Source organism: Alteromonas nitratireducens (assembly GCF_040812025.1).
GTDB classification, from domain to species: domain Bacteria; phylum Pseudomonadota; class Gammaproteobacteria; order Enterobacterales; family Alteromonadaceae; genus Alteromonas; species Alteromonas nitratireducens.
Genome location: NZ_JBFNPK010000025.1, coordinates 15209 through 38659 on the forward strand (window position 1 = coordinate 15209; position 23451 = coordinate 38659).

Sequence of the window (23451 nt, forward strand, 5' to 3'; positions counted from 1 at the left end):
GGGCTTTTTTATGATCGTACTGCGTTAGCTGGAACCCAGCTCCGCTTCAATTTGCTCAGCGGTGGCCTTTTCGCCCTGAACAAACTGCTTCCACTGCTGGGCAATCGCACGGCTTCGCTGATGCTTTTCGGCCTCGGCCAGCTGATTGAGTGCCAGTGCATATTGCTTGTTATTGTAAAGCGCCATGCCTTTAATCAGGTGCGGCATACCGGGATTACGCAAATCGCCCTTTTCGATCGCACGGTCCGCTGCAGCAATGGCGTCATCCCAGCGCTGCTCATTTAACAGGATCTGCGCAAGCTGTGCATCAATCTCGCCGTCTTCCGACAACTCTGCTGCCTGCATCATGACAGGGATCGCTTTATCCTGCTCCTTTGCCAGCGTCCAGCTCTGGCCCAGGAATTTCAGATTACGCAGGTTTTTTTCAAGCGTTCCTTCCTTCATGGCCTGTTCCATCAGCAACGCCCCTTTGTAGGGAGCCCGGTGGTAATAATACAACTGAGCCAGATTGAAGATATCGCCAGCCGTTTCGACAAAGCCCTGCTGATAAGCGGCTTCCATAATTGCCAGTTGCTTACGCTCCTCACCCAGTTCGCCGTACATACCGGCAAGTTGGATCCAGTATTTTGGCTCGTTGAACAGCTTGACCATTTTTACCAGCACGTCTTTGACTTTTTCAGGCTGTTTCAGCTCATAAAAAATCGCGCGCTGCAGGATCAGCCAGCCTTCATCCGGACGCATGCCCTCGGCTTCAAAATCTGCAATAGCCTGAGTGATTTCTTTTTCGGCTTTCGCAAACTGCTTGTCCTGATAGTACGCCTGTGCTTTTACCACTTTGTTTTTCGGTGGAATATCACCGTCGTGCAAGGCTTCCCAGCGCTCAAGGAACGAGATGGTCTTGTCATAATTACCCTGCATCAGATGCAGCTGAGCCAGTGAAAACAGCGTCGTCATCTCAAACTTTTTCGGGATCGGCTGCTGGTCCACTACCTGCTCAAACGATGCCAGCGCCTTATCGTACTGCTCATCGTTGTAATAAATAAAACCATAGAAGTTGTACATCATGGCGCGTTCATAGCTATTCATCGAGTGGTCTTTGTCACGCACTTCATCGAGAATCGCTATTGCCTTGGCGACATCGCCTTCATCATCAGCAGCTGACTGTGCACGTGCAAGCTGCTCGTAAACTTTTGAACGCAGCGTCGGCACCTTACGGGTTTTCTTTTCGCTGGCCTTCACTTCCTGGGCAGCAGCGTCGCCCGACACCATTGCCGCAGGCAGGACAACGCCAGCCAGTGATACGACTGTGGTTAACACAGTGAGCATTGATTTCATCGTCACTACTCTCATAGGGTTACCCGTCAATCTGGAAGGTAATACGGTTTTGCACGCCAGACACTTCGGTAGGCTCGCCGTTTACAACCCGCGGTTTATATTTAAACTTCAGCACCGCATCCAGAGCGGCCTGCTCAAATATTCCCTCAGGATTCGCTTCCACAACAATCGGGTCACGTACTGCGCCCTGCTTGGTCACGGTAAATTCAACGATAACGAACCCTTCGATACCCCGCTGCTGCGCACGACGCGGATAAGCCGGTGCCACTTTCACTATTGGCAGGTACTCTCCGTCGCCCGACTCCAGGGCCAGCCCGCCTTCAAGCGAAACATCACCGGCAGCATCGGCAGAAAAGTCCATGCTGGTGCCCTCAGCGTCGGGGCTTGGCGAGTCCATTTGCGGCTGCTCCATTTGCGGGGGTGGCTCTTCCGGCTTAGGCGGCTTTTTCGGCTTACGATCTTTCTTCTCGACCTGTTCTTCCTGTTTCACGCGCACAAAGTCGAGCACACTGCCTTGCGGAGGCTCTGTGAGTGCACTGCCGCCCATTTTAATGAGCGACTGCATCAGAAAGAAAAGGCCCAGCGTAATTGCCAGTGAAATGACAAACGCAATGATAAATCGAGGCATAGTCTACTGCTCTTGGGCTGCAATTGACACGTCATAGACCCCTGCTGCACGTGATGCATCCATCACTTTAATCAGGGTATCTGTTTTCGACTCTTTATCGGCCTGGATCACCACAGTACCCTGCGGGTTTTCTGCGTGCAGACGCTCGATATTGGCCTGTACGGCACGGATATCAATGCGACGCTTGTTGATCCAGATTTCACCCTTATCTGAAATCGCGATAAGAATGTTCGCGCGATCCTTTTTCACTGCTGTCGCTGCTTCCGGACGGTTAACGTCAATCCCTGCCTCTTTGACAAATGACGCAGTCACAATGAAGAAGATCAACATAATAAATACGACATCCAGCATGGGTGTCATGTCGATGTTCGCTTCTTCCTCATCGACCAGGTTTTGAAAGTGCTGCTTCATAATCTTTACCTTACCTTAATGCACGTGCATTAACGTTTAACTATCAGGGCATCCTCAAGATGCGTGCGTTCGGATTTCACCATGCGGTTCAGCCAGGTGGCGGCAAATACACCAGATAGTGCACCCACCATACCGGCCATGGTAGGAATGGTGGCTTTCGATACGCCCGAAGCCATCGAGCGGGCATTTCCTGAACCGGAAATGGCCATGACGTCGAATACCTCAATCATTCCTGTCACCGTCCCCATCAGGCCGAGCAAGGGGCATAATGCCACCAGCGCCTGGATAATAGGGATGCTGCCGTTTAACTGAATAGTCAGTTGTGAAATCGTTTTCTGTCTTATCTGTTCAGCAAACCAGGAGGAGCGGTCTTCACGCGCCTTCCACGCCGCGATGGCGTCTTTTTTCGCCTGCTTGTGCCAGATAAGCAGATACATTGCACGTTCGAGGATCAAAAGCCACATAACGAATATCAGCAGGCCGATGACCAGGAGAACCTGGCCACCCGTCTCTGTGAAATCGCGAATTGCTTCCAGAAACTCGATCATCATTAGCTCCGTTCGGCGCGCTCTGCGATAACGCCTGATGCCTGTTCCTGCAGGATGTACACGATGTTCTTGCTACGCGTGTTCAGCATGGCGTAAAGCAGTGTCATCGGAATCGCAACCACCAGACCCAGTACCGTGGTTACCAGCGCGGTTGAAATACCACCGGCCATCAGTTTCGGGTCACCGGTACCAAACAGGGTAATCGCCTGGAAGGTGTTGATCATACCGGTTACTGTACCTAACAGACCCATCAGCGGTGCCACCACTGAGATGATCTTAATCACTGTCAGGTTGCGGCTCAGCTTAGGCACCTCGCCAAGAATCGCTTCTGTCAGGTGCAGTTCGAGCGCCTCGGTGTCTGCCTCCGGGTACTTGTCACGTACTTTCAGCACGCGGCCCAGCGGGTTGTTGTCTTTGATTTCTTTGCTCTTCAGCTGCTTGTTCACCTTAATACGAATCAGTGACAGTGATACCAGACGCTCCAGCGCCAGCAGCAGGCCGAATGCACCGACAATAAGAATGATGTAACCAACGACACCACCCTGCTCTACACGCTCCTGCAGATTTGGCGCCTGTACCAGCAGGCCCAGGATAGAACCACCGGTCGGGTCAATGCCCAGCTCGACAATCTCACCGTTTGAGTTCTGCAGTGCCTGCGCAGACTCACCGTAGCGGTCAGCCGGCTGACGAATCAGCTCAGACACAGTGCCGGTTACACCGTTGTATTCGAGGTAGCTGCCATCAGCAACCAGCGCAAACGGGCCAACGCGAACCACTTCTTTGTTTACTTTAGCGCCACCCGCTTCTACTACATCAGTAGTGAATTTGGTGACTTTGCCCGATTCGGTCATTTCACGCTGCATTTCAAACCAGACGCGCTCAATTTCCTCAATAGAAGCCAGCTTAGAGCTTGAGCCCATTTCCTGTGCCATCTGATCAAGGAAGTCAGAACGACCCGGGTACTGCGCAGAAATCATTGAGTTATAGAATTTGTTTTTGGTGTCACCAGCAACCTGCTGAAGCACGCCAAACAGTTCTTTCAGTGAGCCCAGACGATCATCCAGTGCCCCCTGCAGGTCAGCCAGTTTAAAGTCATTTTCTTCAAACTGGGTTTCCAGTTTTTCAGACTGTTCCAGCATGGCGTCACGCTTCGCACGGGTCTCTGCCAGAATACGGTCCTGTTCGGCACGCTTCTGTACGAACTCCTGCTCACGCGCTTTATTTTGCTGCGACTGCTGGAACTGGCCTTCTTCAAGCTGTTTAAGCAGCGCGTCCAGGTCCATAGCACGGTCGTCCTGTGCCATTACACCGGCGCTAAGTCCAAGGGCTGTCAGACCAACAGCGATTTTCTTCATCACGTTCAACATTCTCAAAAACCTCTTAGTCTGTAATTGCCACAGGCAGCATCAGCATATCTGGCGCCAGCTGTTTCTTGGCCATGCGCAGGCCTTTGGTAATTTGTGTGCGGTAGCTGCTGTCCAGCTCTTCCCACTGACGGGTTTGCTTGTTCCAGACACCCTGACGGCTCGCGTCACGGGTCTGATAAATCAGTGCAGTGCGACCTAAGCGTAAGAACTCAACGTCACGCTCCTGACCGTCGATAGTGTGCAGACCACTGTAGGCTTCCATCGTGCGGCCGTAGTCCATTTCAACCTGGTACGCTTCCATCACACGACGGAATTTTTCAGACGGGGCGACATCAGCGCGATCCATCATGGCGCGCAGATCAGCAATACGATTCGCGCGTTCTTCCGGCAGGAAAGGCACATCCAGTTCAACAAACTGTTCAAGCCCGTCAATCATACGAATCATCAGCGGCGTAATCTGACGCTCGACAACAGACACTTCGTCAATTGCCGCATTCAGATCAGCCATTTCCTGCTGCTGGTTGGCAATCTGCTTACGCAGCTGCGCGTTGTAGACTTCGAGTCCTTCGATTTCTTTGTTCAGAGTTTTGAACTGCTGAAGTTTAGAATCAATCTGATCATTGATTTTATTAATCTTTTCCTGCGATTCAGCCGCTGACTTATTAATTTTTGCTGCTTCTTCGACAACGGGTTTTAAGTCGTCGTCCTGAGCCATAACTGGCGCAGACAGTAATGCACCGGTTATCAGCAACGAGTTAAAAAGCTTCATACATTCAAACCTTTTTGCTTAAAAGAAATCGGATCAACCGACATAGTAATTTCTGCGCGTAGGATAGGGACTTTCTGTGACAGTTTTATTACATGACTGTCATACTTGGAGACTGATTTGGCAGATGCGCCAGTGTGGACTGTAACGTATTGAAATAACTGACAATGAAAAAGCCCGGCAGGTGCCGGGCTATTTTCATCAGAAGGTATATTTGTACGTGGCACGAATGCTTGTGCCGACGGTTTCTTTACGAAGTAACAGCCCTTCCTGCTCAATCTCTTTGTCGTCGTTCAGAATATTCTGAATTCTGACTTTGATTGTCGTGTTGAAATCAGGATAGTAGGTATAAACTGCATCCAGCGAGTGGAACGGATTTTCAATACCGTCCTCAAAGCCCCGTACCCCTGGTGCGATAATACGCTCGCCGAACGCATTGTAGACCAGTGAGGCTGAGTGCTCACCGTTATCGGAATCCCAGCCAAGCTGCAGGTTAGCTACCCACTCAGAGTGGCCAACCAGGCGACGAACGTCATTGGTAATCGTTGCCGTTACCGTACCGCCATAGGCAGCCCGTGCCTGCTGAGAAAACAGTGAATCCTGATCATCGCTGCCGATGGTGACTTCAGAATCTGACAGCGTCACGTTACCTGATACAAAGAAGTTGCTGAAAGTATCAGAAATAAATGACAGGTCGTGCAGGAATTCCATTTCGACACCGTACAGTTCGCCGGTTTCTGCGTTAGCCGTCAGCAGCTGAGGTACACCTTCACCACCGTCAAACTGGACCATTTCGATAGGGTTTTTCATGTCTTTGTAGAACAATGCTACCGACAGGTTATTACCCTGAGACATATACCACTCCCAGCGGAAGTCGATATTGGTCAGTTCGGTTTCCACCAGCGACGGCGAACCACGCACCAGGAACTCGGTTAATGGATCAATAAAGAACGTGGTGCTGATATCACGCAAATCAGGACGGATCAGCGTCTTACTGACGTTGAAACGATACTGCATGGCATCGCTTTGAATATACGTCAGAGCCAGTGAAGGCAGAATGTCATCTTCGTTGTAGATCGCGTCCATCAGGTCTTCGGTTTCGAGCGCAAACTTATCGCTGTGCTCAACAAACGGAATGGAAACCTGCTGGAACTCTTCCCAACGAATACCACCGCTGACACGCCATTTATTATTAAAGAACGCATCGGCCATCAGATACACCGCCGTCAGCTTGCTGGCCGCCGCATATTTATCACCTTCACCGGTGTTGTCCTGAAACAGACTACGGCCGGTTGAGCTGGCATAAAAATCGGGGTTAGCGATGTTCTCTGCGGTAAAGATTTCGTCCAGACGTGAGCCAACTTTGTAGTCGTCACTGATACCGAAATTACGGATCATGAGGTCAATATTTTCACCGTCACGGGTCTTTTCGTAGTAATCACTACCCGCCTTAACTTCAATATCATAACCGCTGCCGTAGAACGGGAAGATAACGTTGAAACCGTAGGTATCAGAGTTATCTTCCAGGGTCTGGAACTGGCGGTTCATGTTCGTTCCGGGGGTGTCATCCAGACGCTCAAGCGTCAGATTACCCTCTGCGTCATACAGTTGCTGGAAAGTGGCTTCCAGAATATCCGGCGCCTCACGGGACGCACGAGCTGTGCCCACGTACCAGTCAACATACATGCCGTTCATAAAGTCGAGGAAGTTGTGTGTTCCCTTTAACTGGGTAGACACCATTTCCCGCTCTTCAAAAATAACGTCCATGCGACGGAATTCTTCACGTCCCGGCACGGTTTCACTGTCGTCGTAGTAATAGCCATCACGCAGACGATCACGCATGTCGTGCAGGATCATGTTCACCAGCTCAACCTTGTGGTTGCTGTTGTACTCATAACCTACGTTAAGCATGCCGCTCCAGGTGACAGTCTGCTCGGTTGAAACCATATCCCGGTACTTGGTGAAACGCGGATTTTCCTGACCGCCACCAATATCGTTACCCAGCTGTTCGTCGGTCACGCGCCATTGGTTGCTGTAGGCAACTGTGGCAAGGAAACCCAGTACGCTGTCATTGTCGAGAATAAAGTTGTTACCCAGCGTGGCACCCAGGTTAAAGTCAGGATCGACAGACTTCTCATCCGGTCCGATATTCCAGTTGAACGACGCCAGTCGTTCCTGGGCATCAGCCAGCGTGCTTGACGAATTACCTTCAAAGCCTGCTGAGCCGCTTTCAGCCAGACCATTCTTAATCATTGCCGGCAAGGCACGCGTGCCATCATCACGGCCAGTCCAGTCGTCATCACCGCCAGAATAAAACAAACCGTCATTACTGTTTTCGGTATTCCAGCCAAGGCCACCGGTCACGTTGAAAACGAATTCAGAAGGAATTGACTTGGTGCGGATATTCACTGCACCACCACCGAAATGCCCCGGCATATTCGGAGAGTACGATTTCTGTACATTCAGGCTTTCAATAATGCTTGATGGAAACAGGTCAAGCGGTACCACCGAGCGAGTTGGATCCGGGCTGGGTACGTTCATGCCGTTTAACTGTGTGCTTGAATATCGCTCACCCAGACCACGGACATAAATGAATTTGCCGTCAACCAGTGTCAGACCGGTTACACGACGAAGTGCCGCGGCGGCGTCACTGTCACCGGTACGGGCAATCTGGTCTGCGCCAAGGATATCGGCAACGAACGCCTGATTCTGACGCTCCTGCAGCACGGCTTCCGCCGTCCCTTTAAGACGCGTGGCGGTTGCGACAACCTCTTCAATTACCTCGTCTTCCGCTTCGGCGTCCTGCGCCAGTGCAGACGAGCTCATAAAGCCGGTGCCAAGTACCGTTGCCACAGCCAGAGACAATCTGGCCAGTTTCAGCACGGACTTTTCATTAATTTTCATCTTAACAACTCCTAATGTAACTGTGGTCGTCTGCTTATTCACAGAAAAAGCCAAGGCGCTCACACGCCTCAGCTTTCCTTATTTCACCGGAAGATTAATCTTCCAGACCGACAGTTACCCAACCCAGTGTCCAGTCAGTTTGGCCATCAAACGCCCCCTGATAATCGGTGCTGTCGAAGAAGCCATTATCACCTGACAGGTCGTAACCTGAACCAAGCAGCGCTGAATCAGACGTTGGCAGATAGCCAGTCAGGCCAACACTAGCAGCAGACGTGACGGTGTTGCCCGTCTGGCCAGTGAACCAGGCTTCTGTGGTGTCACCGTCAATGATGTCAGAGCCAAAGTTATTCGCTGCTGCACAAGCGACGGTTGAGTGGGTTACTGACAGCTCGCCGCTTTCTGCATTAGCAATGGCTTCTGCACCGTTAACACGCAGGCAGTTTGCGTAGTCAGCAGGACCGGTTACCACCAGGTTTTTGATAATACCAGCAGTACCGTTGCGCAAACGTACACCGTTGGTTCCATTAGCACCGATAATGGTGACGTTAGAGACCGTTGGCTTGGTCAGCGGCAGCCAGGCTGGGTTATCTTCGTTGTTGTCTGCTTCGAAGGCGTTGTCGCCACCCGCACTGTCCTGCTTAATGACAACGTACTGTGCATTACCGGTCCAGCCGAATGACCAGTCCAGTGAATCATCACCAATCGCGGTCAGTACGACGTGACTGACGCTGACCGTACCACCGAAGAACTCAATACCATCATCCAGGTTTTCGTGTACCTGAATGTAGTCCACCTCAGTGCCGCTACCGATACCGGCAAACGAAATACCGTTGAGCTCATCACCGGCGGCCAGCGCACGACCCGCATGTTTAACTACGACATAGCGAAGAACACCAGAGCTGTCTTCTGCGTCATTACCACCGTACAGACCGGCATCACCCTCAGCTGACACACCGCAGTTTGCCAGTTCATCATCAGAGGTTTCACTATCATCACCGGTATTACACAGGTTGGTTGGCGCGTTACCCAGCAGCACGATACCACCCCACTGACCAATCGACGTTTCTTCGCCCGTCATGTCCTGTACCGACGTAAATGTGATAGGTTGTGCAGGAATACCTTTCGCAATAATTTGTGACCCGCGGCGTACCACCAAAAAGTCATCCCCTTCTTCACCGAACACAGTCGTGCCGCGCTGAATGTAAAGCGTTGCACTGTTGGCGTTGTCTTCACCCACTGCAGTACGACCTTTAATCAGCCAGTGCGCATCATTGGTGAATGTCACGTCGCTGACGAAGGTTGTATCCGCCGTAAGGGCGTACACGGGTTTGTCAGTAATCTCAGGGAAGTCTGCAGATACGTCAGTTGCCAGTCCCTGCTCGAAGGCATTCAGAATATCTGACGGGAAGCCGCCGTTGATGCCTACTGTCCAGCCATCCATCCAGTCTGCCTGGTTAGGATCAAATGCGCCAATGTACTGACCACCGCCAAGTACTAACGGAGAATCTGCCATTGGGAAGTAACCATTATCTTCAAGGTTCAGTTCAGAAGGCGTCAGTACGCTGTTGCCAGTCTGACCTTCAAACCAGGCCTGTGTGCTCTCTCCACCGATGGTGTCTGAACCAAAATTATTGGCCGCTGTTGCACACGCCACAACCGAATTAGTAATAGTAAGCTCGCCAGACTCTGCATTGGCAATTGACTCATCACCGTTCACACGCAGACAGTTTTGTGCTTCTGCTGAGCCAGTAATAAGTACGTTGGAGAGCACACCTGCCGTACCGTTACGCAGGCGCACACCGTTGGTACCGTCAGCACTGACGATAGTCACGTTAGAAATGGTTGGCTTGGTCAGCGGTGCCCAGCCCGGGTTATCTTCATTGTTGTCGGCTTCAATGGCGTTATCACCACCGTCAGCACTTTGCTGGATGTATACGTTAGTGGCGCTGCCTGTCCAGCCGAAAGACCAGTCGAGTGAGTCATCACCGATGTCTGTCAGTACCACGTTGCTCACGCTGACTGTACCACCAAAGAATTCGATACCGTCATCCAGATTCTGGTGCACCTGAATGTGGTTGACCGTAGTACCAGAACCGATACCGGCAAACGAAATACCGTTCAGCTCGTCACCCGATGCCAGGGCTTTACCTGCATGCTTAACAACCACGTACTCCAGCGTACCCGAGTTGTCTTCCGGGTCATTACCACCGTACAAACCGGCGTCACCTTCAGCCGATACACCGCAGTTAATCAGCTCGTCTTCTGAGGTTTCTGCATCATCGCCTGTGTTACACAGGTTGGTTGGTGCATTACCCAGCAGTACAACACCACCCCACTGACCGATAGATGTTTCCTGACCGGTTACGTCCTGAATAGACGTCATAACGATAGGTGCTGATGCACTACCTGATGCATCAATTTGTGAGCCACGACGGACAACCAGGAAGTCATCGCCGTCTTCACCGATAACCGTGGTACCTTCCTGAATAGTCAGAACCGCCGAATTTGCATTGTCCTCACCAATCGCTGTACGACCTTTAACAATCCAGTGCGCATCATTAGTCAGCGTCATGTCCTGAGTGATTGTCAAATCGGCATCCAGGCGATAAACAGGCTTATCGGTAATTTCAGGGAACTCAGACGAAACATCCGTTGCCAGACCCAGTGAAGCAGGAGTATCTACGTCAGGGGTGGTTGGCGTGGTCGGTGTCGTAGGCGTTGTCGGTGTTGTTGGCGCCGCAACAACTTCATCACCTTCGTTGATATTAATGTCGCCGCCGCAGCCAGCAAGCACAAGTGCCGTTGTAATAGCACTTATCTTGAAAACGTTACGAAATTCCATCGAATTCTCCAGTTTAATATTTAGTAGGATATCTGAACGCTGGAAAGGGTAATGGAGAAGGGTGACAATTTTGTTACAGTAAATGACGGTTTCAAAAATAATTCATAAAACGTTCATGGAAGTTTTCTGAAGTTTCTCCTTAAGTGGCGGAAATACCGCTAAAAAAGACTGACTCAGCGAGCGCAGACATACCCGGTCACTGCGCAGAATCCGGGCAGCAAACAGCCACACTGTCTCAGTTTTTATCCCGAAACCACTTGGTAACCACCATTTTGCTGCCGTCAGACACGGGCTCGGCAAAATGAATGCTGTTCAGGTTTGGCTCACCGGTTGCCAGTAAGTTATTCCAGATAAGCGCGGTTCCCTGCTTTGGCTTCACAGATAACTTCATGCGCGTAAACGTAGTATGGCCGTCAGCAAAGTTATCATTCAGGTAGATCATGCAGGTCCAGGTTCGCTGACCACGCCTGATGCAGTCGGCTTTGAACTGATCAGTTCCCGGCGGGAAGAAATCATAATGCGCTTTATAGAACTGCCCCGGCGCGTAATGTTGCGCCTGAATCACTTCGTTTTCGCCAACGCCTAGTCCAAGGGTATCGACAATCTTTTGTTCCAGTGCGGCAACACGCTGATCACTAAGAAAAGCCAGATCACAGGTCGTCGACGTGCGGATCCCATCGGCTGACTGTGCACCGGCAACTTCTGACGGTTTCAGTTTCTGGCGTGACAGCGCCATGATCCCCTCACATTCGTCAGTCGATAAAAAGCCGTCGATGGCATAAAGCTGTAATCGGGAGGTATCACACAAGGCCGTCACATCAGTGCGTTTGTTACGCAAAAACGCCGGCGTCGTTAACGCCTGATAGCGCGAGGGCGGACAGCGAAAAGTGAACGACTGCGGCAGATTGCTGCCAAGCAATCTCTGAATAACCTCCGGACAAAACCCGTTGTCATCCAGGGTCCTGGCAATGGCTGCCGGAGGCTGCCCGCGCAGAAGACTCTGAATAACCCAGTTTTTCCATTTGCTGTTCACAGATTCCATGGCATGCCTCTGTGGATTACTGCTCAATCAGGCGACGCTGGCGCAGTAATACGTCTTCACGAATCGGAAAATACCCGTCCCGCAGTACCTGCTGCTGTCCCTGTTTTGACAGTACAAAACGCAAAAACTCGCGCTCCAGTGTCGGCAGCGGCTCGCCGGGTTTCTTGTTAATCACCAGATACAAAAAGCGGGAGAAGGGATACGTTTCATTACGCACCGTCTCCATGGTCAGCGGGATCAGCCTGTCACGGGTGTTTCCCAGCGGCAGTGCCCGGACACCGGCCGTCTTGTAACCGTAGGCCGCGTAACCCATGGCGCCGTGACTGGAAGCGACAGACAACACTACCGATGCGGATCCGGGCTGCTCGTTGACCGACTGTTTAAAGTCGCCCTCGCACAGCGCCATGATTTTAAACAGGCCGTATGTGCCTGACACCGAGTTACGGCCGAACAGGCGAATCGGTAACTGGTAGTCATTGCGGGTCACCCCCAGTTGCGACCAGCGGTCCAGCGACGCGGGTGCACCACAGTATCGGGTTGCCGAAAAGATGGCGTCGACCTCTTCCAGTGTAAGCCCTTCCAGTGGATTGCGGCGCTCAACAAAAATGGCAATCGCGTCCATAGCCACACGCAGTACCATCGGCGGGTAACCATGGGTACGCACAAAATCACGGATCTCGCTGGGCTTAAGCTCGCGGCTCATCGGTCCGAGTGTGGCCGTGCCTTCAATCAGTGCCGGCGGTGCAGTGGACGACCCGGACGCCTGAATTTGAAATTTCACCTGGGGATAAAGCGACTTAAATTCCTGCGACCAGAATGTCATCAGGTTTGCCAGCGTATCTGATCCCACCGACGTGATTTTTCCGGCGACGCCGGGCTGGCGCTCATAGTCAGGCCCTTCCGCAAAAGTGCTGAAAGCCAGGCCTGCGCCAATAAGCACGAGAGCGGTGCGCTTTATGACCGATAAAACGAGGCTGCATCGTTGTTTCATATTACTGCTGCTCCGCTATCAGTTCGTTATCAAGCACAAAGAAAAACTCACTGCCCTCGCCTACGGTACTGGTGATTTCCAACTGTGAATTATGGTGGCTCAGCACATGTTTCACAATTGACAGGCCCAGCCCTGAGCCGCCGGTTTTTCGTGAGCGCGCTTTGTCTACGCGGTAAAAACGTTCGGTCAGACGGCTTAAGTGGGCCTGTTCAATACCGTCGCCATTATCCACCACCGCAAACCGTGCGCCCTGAGGTGTGCGCTGCCAGTACACGTTAATTTCACCCTGTTGCGGTGTATAGTGCACCGCATTAAATACCAGGTTGGAACAGGCACTGCGAAGTTCGGTCTCAACACCATACACGTGTAATGTCGGGTCCACATGAAAGCGGATCGTATGTTGTTTGTCTTTATTCAGCGCCTGCGCCTCCCGCTCAATCTGGGTCAGTACAGCAGGCATTTTCACCACGTGTTCGTAAATCCGCTCCGAACTGGCCTCGATGCGTGACAGCACCAGCAAATCTTCGATCAGATTTTGCATGCGCTGCGTTTGTGCGCTCATCTCTTTCATGGCTTTTTTCATGAACGGGTCGCTGTCATCTACCGGCATTATTTCCAGATAGCCGTTGATGACCGTCAGCGGGGTACGCAGTTCATGCGATACGTTGGCGACAAAGTCTTTACGCATGGCCTCAAGCTGCGATACGCGGGTGATATCGCGGGCAATCAACAACAAGTGCTCGTTGCCGTAGGGCATTACGCGGTATTCGAAGGTTTTATTCGGGTTCGTGGGGGACGCCACTTCAATGGGATAACGGAAATCGCCCGCATGGAAATACTCAATAAAGGCCGGGTGACGAATCAGGTTATCAAGGCGGCGTCCGGCATCCTGCGGCCATTTCAGCCCAAGCTCAAGGCGTGCCAGGCGGTTACACCAGATAATACAGGCTTTGGCATCTACTACGACGGCCGCATCGGGTAAAGCTTCGGAGCCTTCACGGAAGCGTTTAACCAGTTCACCCAGCTCTTTTCGCTTATTACGGTTTCGCCGCTGCAGGTAGTAAATACCCTCGTAGATATGCTCCCAAACGCCTCGCACTGTCGGGGGGGACATTTTACGGCTGTGCCACAGCCAGCGGTTGAGTTTATAAAGATGCCAGTAGTTGAAGATAAGCAACAGTGTTGCGCCGATAGCTACAGCGAACAGCAGGTCGTTGAGGTACCATCCAATCAGGGCAAAGATAAGCAGATAGACTGCCAGTCTCAGCGTGCTTCTCAACCATGAGAATGGATAGTACATAATGAAAAATGACCTGTGGTTGCGGATAAACTCCGACAGTATGCAGCAACCTGCCGGTTACTGCACCCTGCAAACGTTAATCAGAGCTTGGTGGAGAACCGGTATCCTGCGCCACGCACTGTCTGAATCATGGCATCATGCCCATGACGGGAAATGGCTTTTCGCAGACGCCGGATATGCACATCAACAGTGCGGTCTTCCACGTAAACATTGGTTCCCCATACATTGTCGAGCAACAGCTCCCGGCTGTAAACCCGTTCGGGGTGGGTCATGAAGAAGTGCAGCAGTTTGAACTCGGTCGGCCCCATATCCAGCGACTCCTCATTCGCAGACACCCGATGAGAGATGGGCTCCAGTTTCAGGCCATTGTATTCTATCGGCTCTTCATTCGAGGTCGGCGTCACCCGACGCATCACCGCCTTGATGCGGGCAACCAGTTCCTTTGGTGAAAACGGTTTGGTGACATAATCATCGGCGCCGGCATCCAGGCCTCTTATCTTGTCTTCTTCCTCACCACGGGCGGTTAGCATAATGACCGGAATATCACGGGTAAACTCATGCTGCTTCAGGCTTTTAGCCAGCTGTACGCCACTGCCCCCGGGCAGCATCCAGTCAAGCAGAATAAGATCCGGATACGGCTCTTTGATTTTTTCCTGAGCCACATCGTAGTCTTCTGCTTCAACCGTATTAAACCCCGACTGCTCAAGCACAAACTTAAGCATCTCACGGATCGGCGCTTCGTCTTCAACTAACAGTACTGTCCGAGACATTCCAAATTTCCTGGTCATCACATTAACGCCGGTATTATTAATAGGGTGTGTGACAGTTTTATTAAATGCATGACAATAATATGTCAAGGTCGGTCAATGGGTTTATTCAACCCGAATTGTTGCTCTGAATGGCGCCTAACGCTTGTTTATTCATCACTTTACGCATATTCTGAACCCATACGACTGAGCAATGGCATGGGATACAGGTGGTTGAGTAGATGGCGACCGTAAAAACAGGATTGTCGAGAAAGCTGCTGACTCGCGTTTTATCGGTTTATTTCGTACTGACGCTCATTGTCACCGTAGGCCAGATCTTCACTGAATATCTCAGCACCAAAGACCACGTTGAAGGTGAACTTCAAACCCTCAAAAATACCTTTTCTACCAGTCTTACCCGCGCAATCTGGGAATTAAACCATCCCCAGGCCCGTTCTATTGCCGAAGGTCTGATGGAACTGCCAATTGTCGAAGGCGTGCAGGTACGCGACGAAAACGGCGATTATATTGCCGAATACGGACTGACCATTGCCCAGTCACGCAATCCGATTGAGTCCGGCACACTGCGCGACCATCCGGGTGGCGTGTTCAGCTACAGCTTCCCACTGGTATTTGAATTTTCCGGGCGTGAATCCACCGTCGGTGACGTTACGCTGTACTCCAGTTTCGACACCATCTTCAGCCGTATTGAAGTCGGTATCTTCTTTCTGGTGGGTAACGCCATTGTAAAAACCGCGTTTCTGGTTTTCCTGTTTATGACAGCATTCAGAAATATGCTGTCCGTACCGCTGGCCGAAATTACCGACCAGATGAGTGCCTTTGACCCTGAGCATCCTGAAGAAAGCCGTATCCGGGTGAACCTGGAAGAAGACAATGAGCTTCAGCAGTTAAAAGAGTCGTACAACCAGGTTATTGAGGATCTGATTGCCTCACAGAAAAAACTGCACGGCACCCAACAGGAACTTAAGCAGGCCAACAAAAAACTGGATGATCAGAACCTTATCCTTGAACAGGAAGTGGCAAAGAAAACCGCGTCGCTGTCACAAATCATGCTTGATTTGGAACAGCAAAAAGACGAGCTGATCGCAAATCAGCGCGAGCTACGCCAGGAAAACGAAAACCGTCAGTATATTGAAAGCGAGCTGCGTAAACGTAACAGCGAACTGGCACGTTCGATGGAAACCCTGCAACAGGCCAAAGACCAGTTATTAGAATCAGAGCGCATGGCCTCACTAGGTGGTCTGGTCGCGGGGATTGCCCATGACGTGAATACGCCGCTGGGTGTGGGTGTCACCGCTGCCAGCTTCCTGCAGGAACGGCTGCAGACACTGCGCAGCGATTACGACAACAAAGCGCTGACCAACAAGTCGATGGCCGCGTTTTTTGATGAGGCAGGGCAGACCACACAACTGCTGATGTCTAACCTGAACCGGGCATCAGAGCTTATCGCCAGTTTCAAACAGGTTGCAGTAGATCAGACCAGTGAAGCCGAGCGCATCTTCAATCTGAATGATTATCTTCACGAAGTGCTGCAGTCTATTCAGCCAAGCTTCAAGCACAGTAAACACAACGTCGTGATCACCTGCCCGACGGATCTTGAGATCCGCTGTGCGCCCGGCGTCATTGCGCAAATCGTCACCAACATGATAATGAACTCTGTGGTACATGCGTTTGAAGGAAACGAACAGGGTGAAATCTGTCTAGACGTCACTGTCGACGGGGATGATGTGAAGATGGTCTATTCTGACAATGGCAAGGGCATGGCCGCCGATGATCTTGAGCGCATTTTCGATGCCTTCTTCACTACCCGCCGAAGCCAGGGCGGCAGTGGTCTCGGTACGCATATCATGTACAACCTGGTCACCCAGACCCTGGCCGGTCGCATTGAGGCGCAAAGCGAACCAGGCAAAGGCCTCACCTATATCATCCGTTTCCCGCGTCGTGATGGTAACCAAGCGTAACGCCCACCAGTAACCGCATAATCTGTTTGCACTGCCTTATGTGGGTTGGTACGCTTGCCGCCCCTTACAGATAACAACTGACAGCTATGTGGTTTAAGAACGTAAAAGCATATCAACTCACCAGCCCGCTCTCGCTCGACGATGACGCGCTGACGCGCCAGCTCAACGAACACGCTTTCCGCCCCTGTGGCAACCAGGACCTGGCCACCATGGGCTTCACATCGCCGTTTACCCAGGCACGTCAAAGCAATGTGATGTTCCACTGTGTACAGCAGCGCTACTGGATCACATTAAAAAAGCAGGAAAAAATTCTGCCTGCGGCGGTGGTCAATGCGGAGCTGGAAGAAAAGGTAGCGCAGATTGAAATGGAAACCGGCGCCCCGGTAGGCAAAAAGGCAAAAGCGGATCTTAAGCAGGAAATTCAGACCCGGTTACTGCCTCAGGCGTTTACCAAAAACAGTTATACCCATGGTTTCATTTCACTGGCTGATAACCTGGTGGTGGTTGATGCTTCGTCAGACGGCAAAGCTGAGGCCTTTCTTGCGATGGTCCGAAAAGCACTCGGGTCGTTACCGGTGGTTCCGCTCGCACGACGCTCCCTGCAGAGCGAACTGACGCACTGGCTGGCCGATGGCACACCCGAAAAAATCACGTTGCTGGAAGAAGCTGAACTGAAAGCCACTGACGATACTGACAGCATCATTCGCTGCAAAAACCTGCCGCTGGACAGCGATGAAATTCGTATCCATCTGGATACCGGTAAACTGGTGCAGAAAGTGGCCTTTGACTATGCAGAGAGCCTGTCGGCGTTGCTGACCGAAGACGGTGCAGTTAAGCGCATCAAATTTACCGACCGGTTGAAAGAAGAGACTGACGACATTCCAAAAGATCAGGTCGAAGCCCGGCTTGACGCAGAGTTCGCCCTCATGTCTGCCGAGCTTTGCGAGTTACTGTCTTTCCTGCGCGATACGTTCAACCTCAATCCTGACGGGCTCTGACCTGTCAGGCTTTCCCATCCGGATAATGGATCACCGTGATAAACCGGCTACACCCGGCTTCGTCACGGTATCCATGCGCCTGATCGGCATGCAGTAAACGCTGCTCTCCTTCGTTAAGCGTTTGCCACTTACCCTCACTGAAGATACTTACCGTTCCCTGTGTTACATAAAGGTGCTCTGTCACCCCCGCCTGGTGTGCGGAGGAACGCTGTTCGTGGAAGTTTGTCAGGGTAATCTCAAACATTTCTATCTTTGTTGCCGGCGAAAACGGGAACAGGGTTTTTACCTGCATGTCGGGATCATGCTCGAAGGGCTGCTGTGCACCCGGCGCATTACCTGGCGAAGCCATAAGAAACGCTGAAAACGAGCATTCCAGCCCGGTTGCAATTTTCCACAATGTGGCGATGGTCGGACTCGACTCTCTGCGTTCAATTTGCCCTAACATGGCTTTGGACACGCCGGTCGCCGCTGCCAGGCGATCCAAAGACCAGCCGCGCTGTTTGCGGCGGGCTTTTACCTGACTGGCAATATGATTGGTAATGGATGGTGCTGTCATAACCCCTCTTGTGCGTTATAGCGCACAGTGCTACTGTAAAGATGTGCGCTATAACGCACATGGTGAGTGTGACACAGAAAGCTTCTCTTTTTAAGGAATGAGCATGCTATTTCCTGATATCAGACATATTGCCGCGGGCCTCACAGCTGTTGTGGTGGGTTACAGCTCCGCCGTGGTATTAGTGATTGAGGCAGCGAGAGCGTCCGGGGTCAGTGACGCCGGCATTATCAGCTGGCTTACCGCGCTCGGCCTCGGAATGGGGATATCCTGCCTGCTCTTTTCGTGGCAAAGCAAAATGCCGGTGGTCACCGCATGGTCTACGCCGGGTGCTGCCTTTTTGATTGGCAGTGCCAGCGGCTTCCCCCTGTCAGACATCATCGGTGCATTTTTAGTCAGCGCCCTGCTGACCTTTGTGTGTGTCAGTTTTCGCAGCCTGTTTACACTGATTGCCCGCATACCCGCCTCGCTGTCAGCCGCATTGCTGGCAGGTATTCTTATCCCTATCTGTGTGACGTTTTTTACCGATTTCACCGCCCATCCGGCCATCGTGTCAGCGGCCATCGCATTGTATCTGGCAGGGCTGCGTTACTTTCCTCGCTTTGTAATGCTCATTTTGCTGGCTGCCAGCCTCATCGTCAGCCTGATTGCTTTTCCGCTGCCACCGCTTGCTTTTACCGCCCCACAACTTATCTGGCAGACACCGTCTGTCAGTGTCGAATCGTTGATTTCACTCGCCATCCCCTTGTTTCTTATCACCATGCTGTCGCAGAACTTACCGGGTATCGCTATCCACCACATGCATGGTTACCGTCCGAATCACGCACTGATTTTAAAAGTGCTGGCAGTTATTCAGGCCATACTTGCCCCGTTTGGTGCCTTTACTTTTAACCTGGCTGCAATTACCGCCGCATTATGTATGGAAGAGAGCGTCGACAGTCGTCCCGATCGACGTTATCTGGCGGGTATCGTGGCGGGTGTGGGTTACCTGTTTATGGCGCTGATGGCGTCAGTGATTGCCCTGCTGTTTATCGCCCTGCCCGGTGTGATTGTTCACCTGCTGGCGGGTCTGGCACTTATCGCCACTCTGCACGGCGCGCTTGCCAAAGCGATGGAGCCCCCTTCGACCCGCACTGCAGCAACGCTCACCATACTGTGTTGTGCTTCGGGTATGTCATTTGCCGGCTTGTCTGCGCCGGTATGGGGATTGCTCGTAGGATTACTGGCGTTATCAGGACGAAAAGAGGAAGCGGCAGCGCAGTCGTGAAAGACTGCGCGGACACTATCGGGCCATCAGGAGAAAATAGCCGCAGCAGAGTGCGACAGTTCCTTAAACTCGTCAGAACTGAGTGTGCTGACTTCTTCAATCACACCACGCTGTACAGCAAGATTAAATACCGCATCTTTTTGTTTATTCATCAGTCCGGCCTGCGCCGCGCCCAGGCGAATGAAGTCGATATAAGACAGTTTTTCAGGGATTTCCTGAAGATTACGCCAGTTCTCAGCAATATAAGCAAACTGGTCGCCGAAGCCCCATTCACGCATGATCACGCCACCAATTCTGCCTGAAAGCTTCTCAATCGCCACTTCAAGAAAGGTAGGATTGGCGAACACCTCTTTATGACGCTCAGCTTCAGTCAGAATCGGCAGTACGCCGATATTGTGGATCAGGGCAGCCAGTGTCATGGTATCCATGCTGATTTCGCGTTTTTTAGTACGGGCAATATATAACTGAAGCGCCGACATCGAATTGGCTACTACCGACACCGTATTTGACCACTCCTGCTCCATGTATTTGGCGACCACCTCATTTTTGGTGACAAAAAGCTGTTCCATCGCCAGGGCGGTAGAAATACTCTTAATCTGGCGAAGTCCGATACGCGTTACCGCCTGATTGACCGAGGTCACCTTCACCGAGCGCCCCATGTAAGCACTGTTGGCAATTTTAATCATTCTGGCACTTAAGGAAGGATCCTGTTCTATCACCTCGCCCATGGTGTTCAGGTTGATGTCCGGATCATCGGCAGCTTTTCTTACTTCCAGCGCAATCGCAGGCAGCGTAGGCAATACCAGCGTGTCGTTGTTGATTTTCTCAATTAGAATAGTCAGAAGCGCGTTTTGTGTAGACATAGTCCTACCTTATTGTTGATGCCTTTCGCCGGGCATCATTATTGTCGTTGCAACCGTGCGGATATCGTCATGAGCAGGGCGCACTGAACGTGTACCTGCGGCACGATTTTGCATAATCCTGCCAAGCCTGATTTAATCATAGCCTCAACCTGACTCCGATGGCTAACAGAAATAACAATTATCCGTATAACTTGCTATTATCCGATAGTCTAGATGACAGGTGGGTACCTGATTTATAAGGATAAGCGACACTCGCCATTGCAACAACGTATAACCCGATATACCTGTCCCAATACCAATAACACAACAAGAAAAGTGAACCTGATGACAACAAGAACTCATGCCTTCGCGCGCATCGCTGCAGCCGTTTCCGGCGCGATGCTGCTGGTTGCCTGTAACAAGGCGCCCGAAGCTGTAACGCCAAAGCCCTCTCAGCCAGAAACAAAACCTGCGGCGGCTGCCTTACTGGTTGATAAAAGTCGGCTGGATATTTACCAGCCCGTCAAACTAACCAGTGATCTGAGTGGACTGACCGATAACCAGAAAGCCATGATTGGCGTGCTGATTGATGCAGCGAAAATCATGGATGATTTGTTCTGGCAACAAGCGTTCTACGAGCGTAAAGAAGACTTCCTGGCTACCCTGTCCGATGAAGACATTGCCCACTTTGCAACCATCAACTACGGCCCCTGGGACAGACTGAATGGCGACGCGCCGTTCCTGTCTGGCTATGCCGAAAAGCCGGCAGGCGCAGAATTTTACCCGCATGACATTACCAAAGCCGAATTCGCTGCCTGGGAACAGGAAGGCAAACAGGGGCTGTATTCGCTTGTGCGTCGCAACGAAAATGGCGACCTGACACTGGTGCCATACTCACAGGCTTACCAGGCAGAGCTGACTGAAGCTGCTGAGCTTCTGCGTAAAGCCGCGACGCTGGCTGAAGATAAGTCCTTTGCGAATTATCTGATGCTACGCGCCGATGCGCTGCTGAGCGACGATTACCTTGCCTCCGATATGGCCTGGATGGACATGAAAACCAACCCGGTCGAACTGGTCATTGGCCCGATTGAAACATACGAAGACCAGCTGTTTGGTTATCGCGCCGCATTCGAAGCCTATGTCCTGCTGAAAGATATGGCGTGGAGCGAAAAACTGGCGAAATTTGCCCGGTTTCTGCCGGAGCTGCAGCGCGGCCTGCCGGTGGATGACGCATATAAAGCTGAAATGCCTGGCTCGGATGCCGACCTGAATGCCTACGATGTCGTATATTACGCCGGTCATTCCAATGCAGGCAGCAAAACCATTGCAATCAACCTGCCTAATGACGAACAGGTGCAGTTAGAAAAAGGCACCCGTCGTTTGCAGCTTAAAAATGCCATGCGCGCTAAGTTCGATCACATTCTGATGCCAATTGCAGACGCACTGATTGCGCCCGAGCAACGTCAGCACATCACCTTTGACGCGTTCTTCGCCAACACCATGTTCCATGAGGTAGCACATGGCCTGGGTATTAAAAATACCATCGACGGCAGTGGTACCGTGCGTGGCGCACTGAAAGAGCACGCGTCTGCACTTGAAGAAGGTAAAGCGGATATTCTGGGCCTGTATATGGTGCAGAGCCTGCTGGAAAAAGGCGAAATTACCGAGGGCACGCTGGAAGACTACTACGTTACGTTCATGGCCGGGATTTTCCGCTCAGTACGGTTTGGTGCGTCCAGCGCACATGGCAAAGCCAATATGATCCGTTTTAACTTCTTTGCCAGCCAGGGCGCGTTTGAGAAAACAGAAGACGGGTTCTACAAAGTCAATATGGACGCAATGAGCGAGTCAGTAGAAGCCTTATCGCGTCTTATTCTGACCCTGCAGGGTGACGGCGACTATGAGGGTGTGGCCGAACTGGTTGACACAATGGGTGTGATCAAGCCGGATCTCGCCGCCGATCTTTCCAGGCTGGAAAAAGCCAGTATCCCGGTAGATATTCATTTCGAGCAGGGTAAAGCCGTACTCGGCCTGTAATTCCCCGGCGGGCTCCGTCTGTGAGCCCGCTTTTTCCTTTCTGTTTTGAATAAAAAGTCCAAAACAAGGCTGTATAAATATACAGCCTTGTTCTATGCTTTATGCTCCACCCACACAGGAGCTTACTATGATTGGTTATGTCACACTGGGGACAAACGATTTGCCCCGCGCTGCCACGTTCTATGACGCCCTATTTGCTGAAATAGGCGCTGGCAGAATGATGCAAGAAGAGCAGTTCATTGCCTGGGAAGGTAAGGATGGTAAAGCCTCACTGGCATTAACCCGGCCTTTTGACGGTCAGCCTGCAACTGTGGGTAATGGCACCATGGTTGCGCTGGAAGTATCGTCAACCGACGACGTAGATCGCCTTTACAATAAAGCGCTGGAACTTGGTGCAACAGATGAGGGACCTGCGGGCCCGCGCAGTGAATGGTTTTATGCCGGCTACTTTCGCGATCCGGATGGAAATAAACTCAATGTATTCTGTCTGACAGGCGATATGCAAAGCGACAATTAAAACAAAAAAGGCCACGTCTAATGAAGTGACCCCCAATAGTTGGACATTCCAATTACTGGGGGTCTTTTTATGTCCAAACACAATAGAGCGTTTAAGTTAAAGCTCGCCAAACTCTCTCAAACTCTTCCATCCAGGGAGGTGGGCAGACGCTATGGGGTTGCATCCAACCTTATTCGATACTGGTCGCAGGTATACAGCATCAATGGTGCTGAGAGTTTTACGCACCCACATCAACCCTATTCACTTAACTTTAAAGCCCATGTACTGGCAACGATGACGGAGAATGGCTGGTCTTTAAACTATACCAGTGCGCACTTTGATTTATCGAGTCAGGGCATATTATTTCAATGGCAAAAGCTATATGCTCAGGGAGGA

The 23451-nt window shown here is 51.6% G+C and carries 20 protein-coding genes; 6 read left to right on the forward strand and 14 right to left on the reverse strand.

Annotated elements, in window-relative coordinates; all coding sequences use genetic code 11:
- Positions 1–24: 24 nt before the first annotated feature.
- The 12 genes from AB1N33_RS15665 to phoB all read right to left on the reverse strand — a co-directional run bounded on the left by AB1N33_RS15665 (position 25) and on the right by phoB (position 14904).
- Entirely contained in the window at positions 25–1269 is a 1245-nt protein-coding gene (locus AB1N33_RS15665) for a tetratricopeptide repeat protein (RefSeq protein ID WP_411272523.1), read from the reverse strand.
- Positions 1270–1354: 85 nt separating this feature from the next.
- A complete protein-coding gene (locus tag AB1N33_RS15670) occupies positions 1355–1963 on the reverse strand; it encodes an energy transducer TonB (protein WP_411272506.1) in 609 nt (202 codons plus the stop codon).
- A gap of 3 nt (positions 1964–1966) precedes the next feature.
- Positions 1967–2374 (reverse strand): ExbD/TolR family protein, encoded by a 408-nt coding sequence (locus tag AB1N33_RS15675; protein WP_411272507.1) that lies wholly within the window; start codon positions 2372–2374, stop codon positions 1967–1969.
- 29 nt (positions 2375–2403) lie between these two features.
- A complete protein-coding gene (locus AB1N33_RS15680; protein ID WP_411272524.1) occupies positions 2404–2922 on the reverse strand; it encodes a MotA/TolQ/ExbB proton channel family protein in 519 nt (172 codons plus the stop codon).
- Positions 2923–2924: 2 nt separating this feature from the next.
- The gene (locus tag AB1N33_RS15685) at positions 2925–4289 is read right to left on the reverse strand and encodes a MotA/TolQ/ExbB proton channel family protein (protein WP_411272508.1); all 1365 of its coding nucleotides are present in this window, start codon (positions 4287–4289) and stop codon (positions 2925–2927) included.
- Between the two features lie 13 nt (positions 4290–4302).
- Positions 4303–5058 carry a DUF3450 domain-containing protein gene (locus AB1N33_RS15690; protein WP_411272509.1) on the reverse strand — a complete coding sequence of 252 codons (756 nt, stop codon included), beginning with the start codon at positions 5056–5058 and terminating at the stop codon, positions 4303–4305.
- 198 nt (positions 5059–5256) lie between these two features.
- On the reverse strand, positions 5257–7959 hold the full coding sequence (locus tag AB1N33_RS15695; protein WP_411272510.1) for a TonB-dependent receptor domain-containing protein: 2703 nt from the start codon (positions 7957–7959) through the stop codon (positions 5257–5259).
- A 94-nt stretch (positions 7960–8053) separates the two neighbouring features.
- Positions 8054–10801: a beta-helix domain-containing protein gene (locus tag AB1N33_RS15700; protein WP_411272511.1), complete on the reverse strand. Its 2748-nt coding sequence runs from the start codon at positions 10799–10801 to the stop codon at positions 8054–8056.
- Positions 10802–11036: 235 nt separating this feature from the next.
- Entirely contained in the window at positions 11037–11843 is an 807-nt protein-coding gene (locus tag AB1N33_RS15705) for a prolyl hydroxylase family protein (RefSeq protein WP_411272512.1), read from the reverse strand.
- 16 nt (positions 11844–11859) lie between these two features.
- Positions 11860–12834: a PstS family phosphate ABC transporter substrate-binding protein gene (locus AB1N33_RS15710; RefSeq protein WP_411272513.1), complete on the reverse strand. Its 975-nt coding sequence runs from the start codon at positions 12832–12834 to the stop codon at positions 11860–11862.
- Between the two features lies 1 nt (position 12835).
- Positions 12836–14134, reverse strand: coding sequence for a phosphate regulon sensor histidine kinase PhoR (gene phoR, locus AB1N33_RS15715; protein ID WP_411272514.1), 1299 nt, complete (start codon positions 14132–14134; stop codon positions 12836–12838).
- An 80-nt stretch (positions 14135–14214) separates the two neighbouring features.
- Positions 14215–14904 carry a phosphate regulon transcriptional regulator PhoB gene (phoB, locus tag AB1N33_RS15720; RefSeq protein WP_411272515.1) on the reverse strand — a complete coding sequence of 230 codons (690 nt, stop codon included), beginning with the start codon at positions 14902–14904 and terminating at the stop codon, positions 14215–14217.
- Positions 14905–15122: 218 nt separating this feature from the next.
- On the opposite strand from phoB, the gene AB1N33_RS15725 reads away from it, so the two are divergent.
- Positions 15123–16862 carry a sensor histidine kinase gene (locus AB1N33_RS15725; RefSeq protein WP_411272516.1) on the forward strand — a complete coding sequence of 580 codons (1740 nt, stop codon included), beginning with the start codon at positions 15123–15125 and terminating at the stop codon, positions 16860–16862.
- A gap of 86 nt (positions 16863–16948) precedes the next feature.
- Positions 16949–17860, forward strand: coding sequence for a recombination-associated protein RdgC (gene rdgC / locus AB1N33_RS15730; protein ID WP_411272517.1), 912 nt, complete (start codon positions 16949–16951; stop codon positions 17858–17860).
- Positions 17861–17864: 4 nt separating this feature from the next.
- Here rdgC and AB1N33_RS15735 read toward each other — a convergent pair whose 3' ends face one another.
- Positions 17865–18416: a helix-turn-helix domain-containing protein gene (locus AB1N33_RS15735; protein WP_411272518.1), complete on the reverse strand. Its 552-nt coding sequence runs from the start codon at positions 18414–18416 to the stop codon at positions 17865–17867.
- 103 nt (positions 18417–18519) lie between these two features.
- On the opposite strand from AB1N33_RS15735, the gene AB1N33_RS15740 reads away from it, so the two are divergent.
- Positions 18520–19680, forward strand: coding sequence for a benzoate/H(+) symporter BenE family transporter (locus AB1N33_RS15740; RefSeq protein WP_411272519.1), 1161 nt, complete (start codon positions 18520–18522; stop codon positions 19678–19680).
- A gap of 26 nt (positions 19681–19706) precedes the next feature.
- Here AB1N33_RS15740 and AB1N33_RS15745 read toward each other — a convergent pair whose 3' ends face one another.
- Entirely contained in the window at positions 19707–20543 is an 837-nt protein-coding gene (locus AB1N33_RS15745; RefSeq protein ID WP_411272520.1) for an HDOD domain-containing protein, read from the reverse strand.
- A gap of 324 nt (positions 20544–20867) precedes the next feature.
- Here AB1N33_RS15745 and AB1N33_RS15750 point away from each other — a divergent pair, with 324 nt between their 5' ends.
- The 3 genes from AB1N33_RS15750 to AB1N33_RS15760 all read left to right on the forward strand — a co-directional run.
- On the forward strand, positions 20868–22559 hold the full coding sequence (locus AB1N33_RS15750; protein WP_411272521.1) for a DUF8614 domain-containing protein: 1692 nt from the start codon (positions 20868–20870) through the stop codon (positions 22557–22559).
- Between the two features lie 127 nt (positions 22560–22686).
- Complete coding sequence (locus AB1N33_RS15755; RefSeq protein WP_411272522.1) at positions 22687–23076, forward strand: VOC family protein; 390 nt, start codon at positions 22687–22689, stop codon at positions 23074–23076.
- Between the two features lie 69 nt (positions 23077–23145).
- Positions 23146–23451, forward strand: a 306-nt coding sequence (locus AB1N33_RS15760; protein WP_505433570.1) for a transposase, incomplete at its 3' end; no start/stop codon positions are given.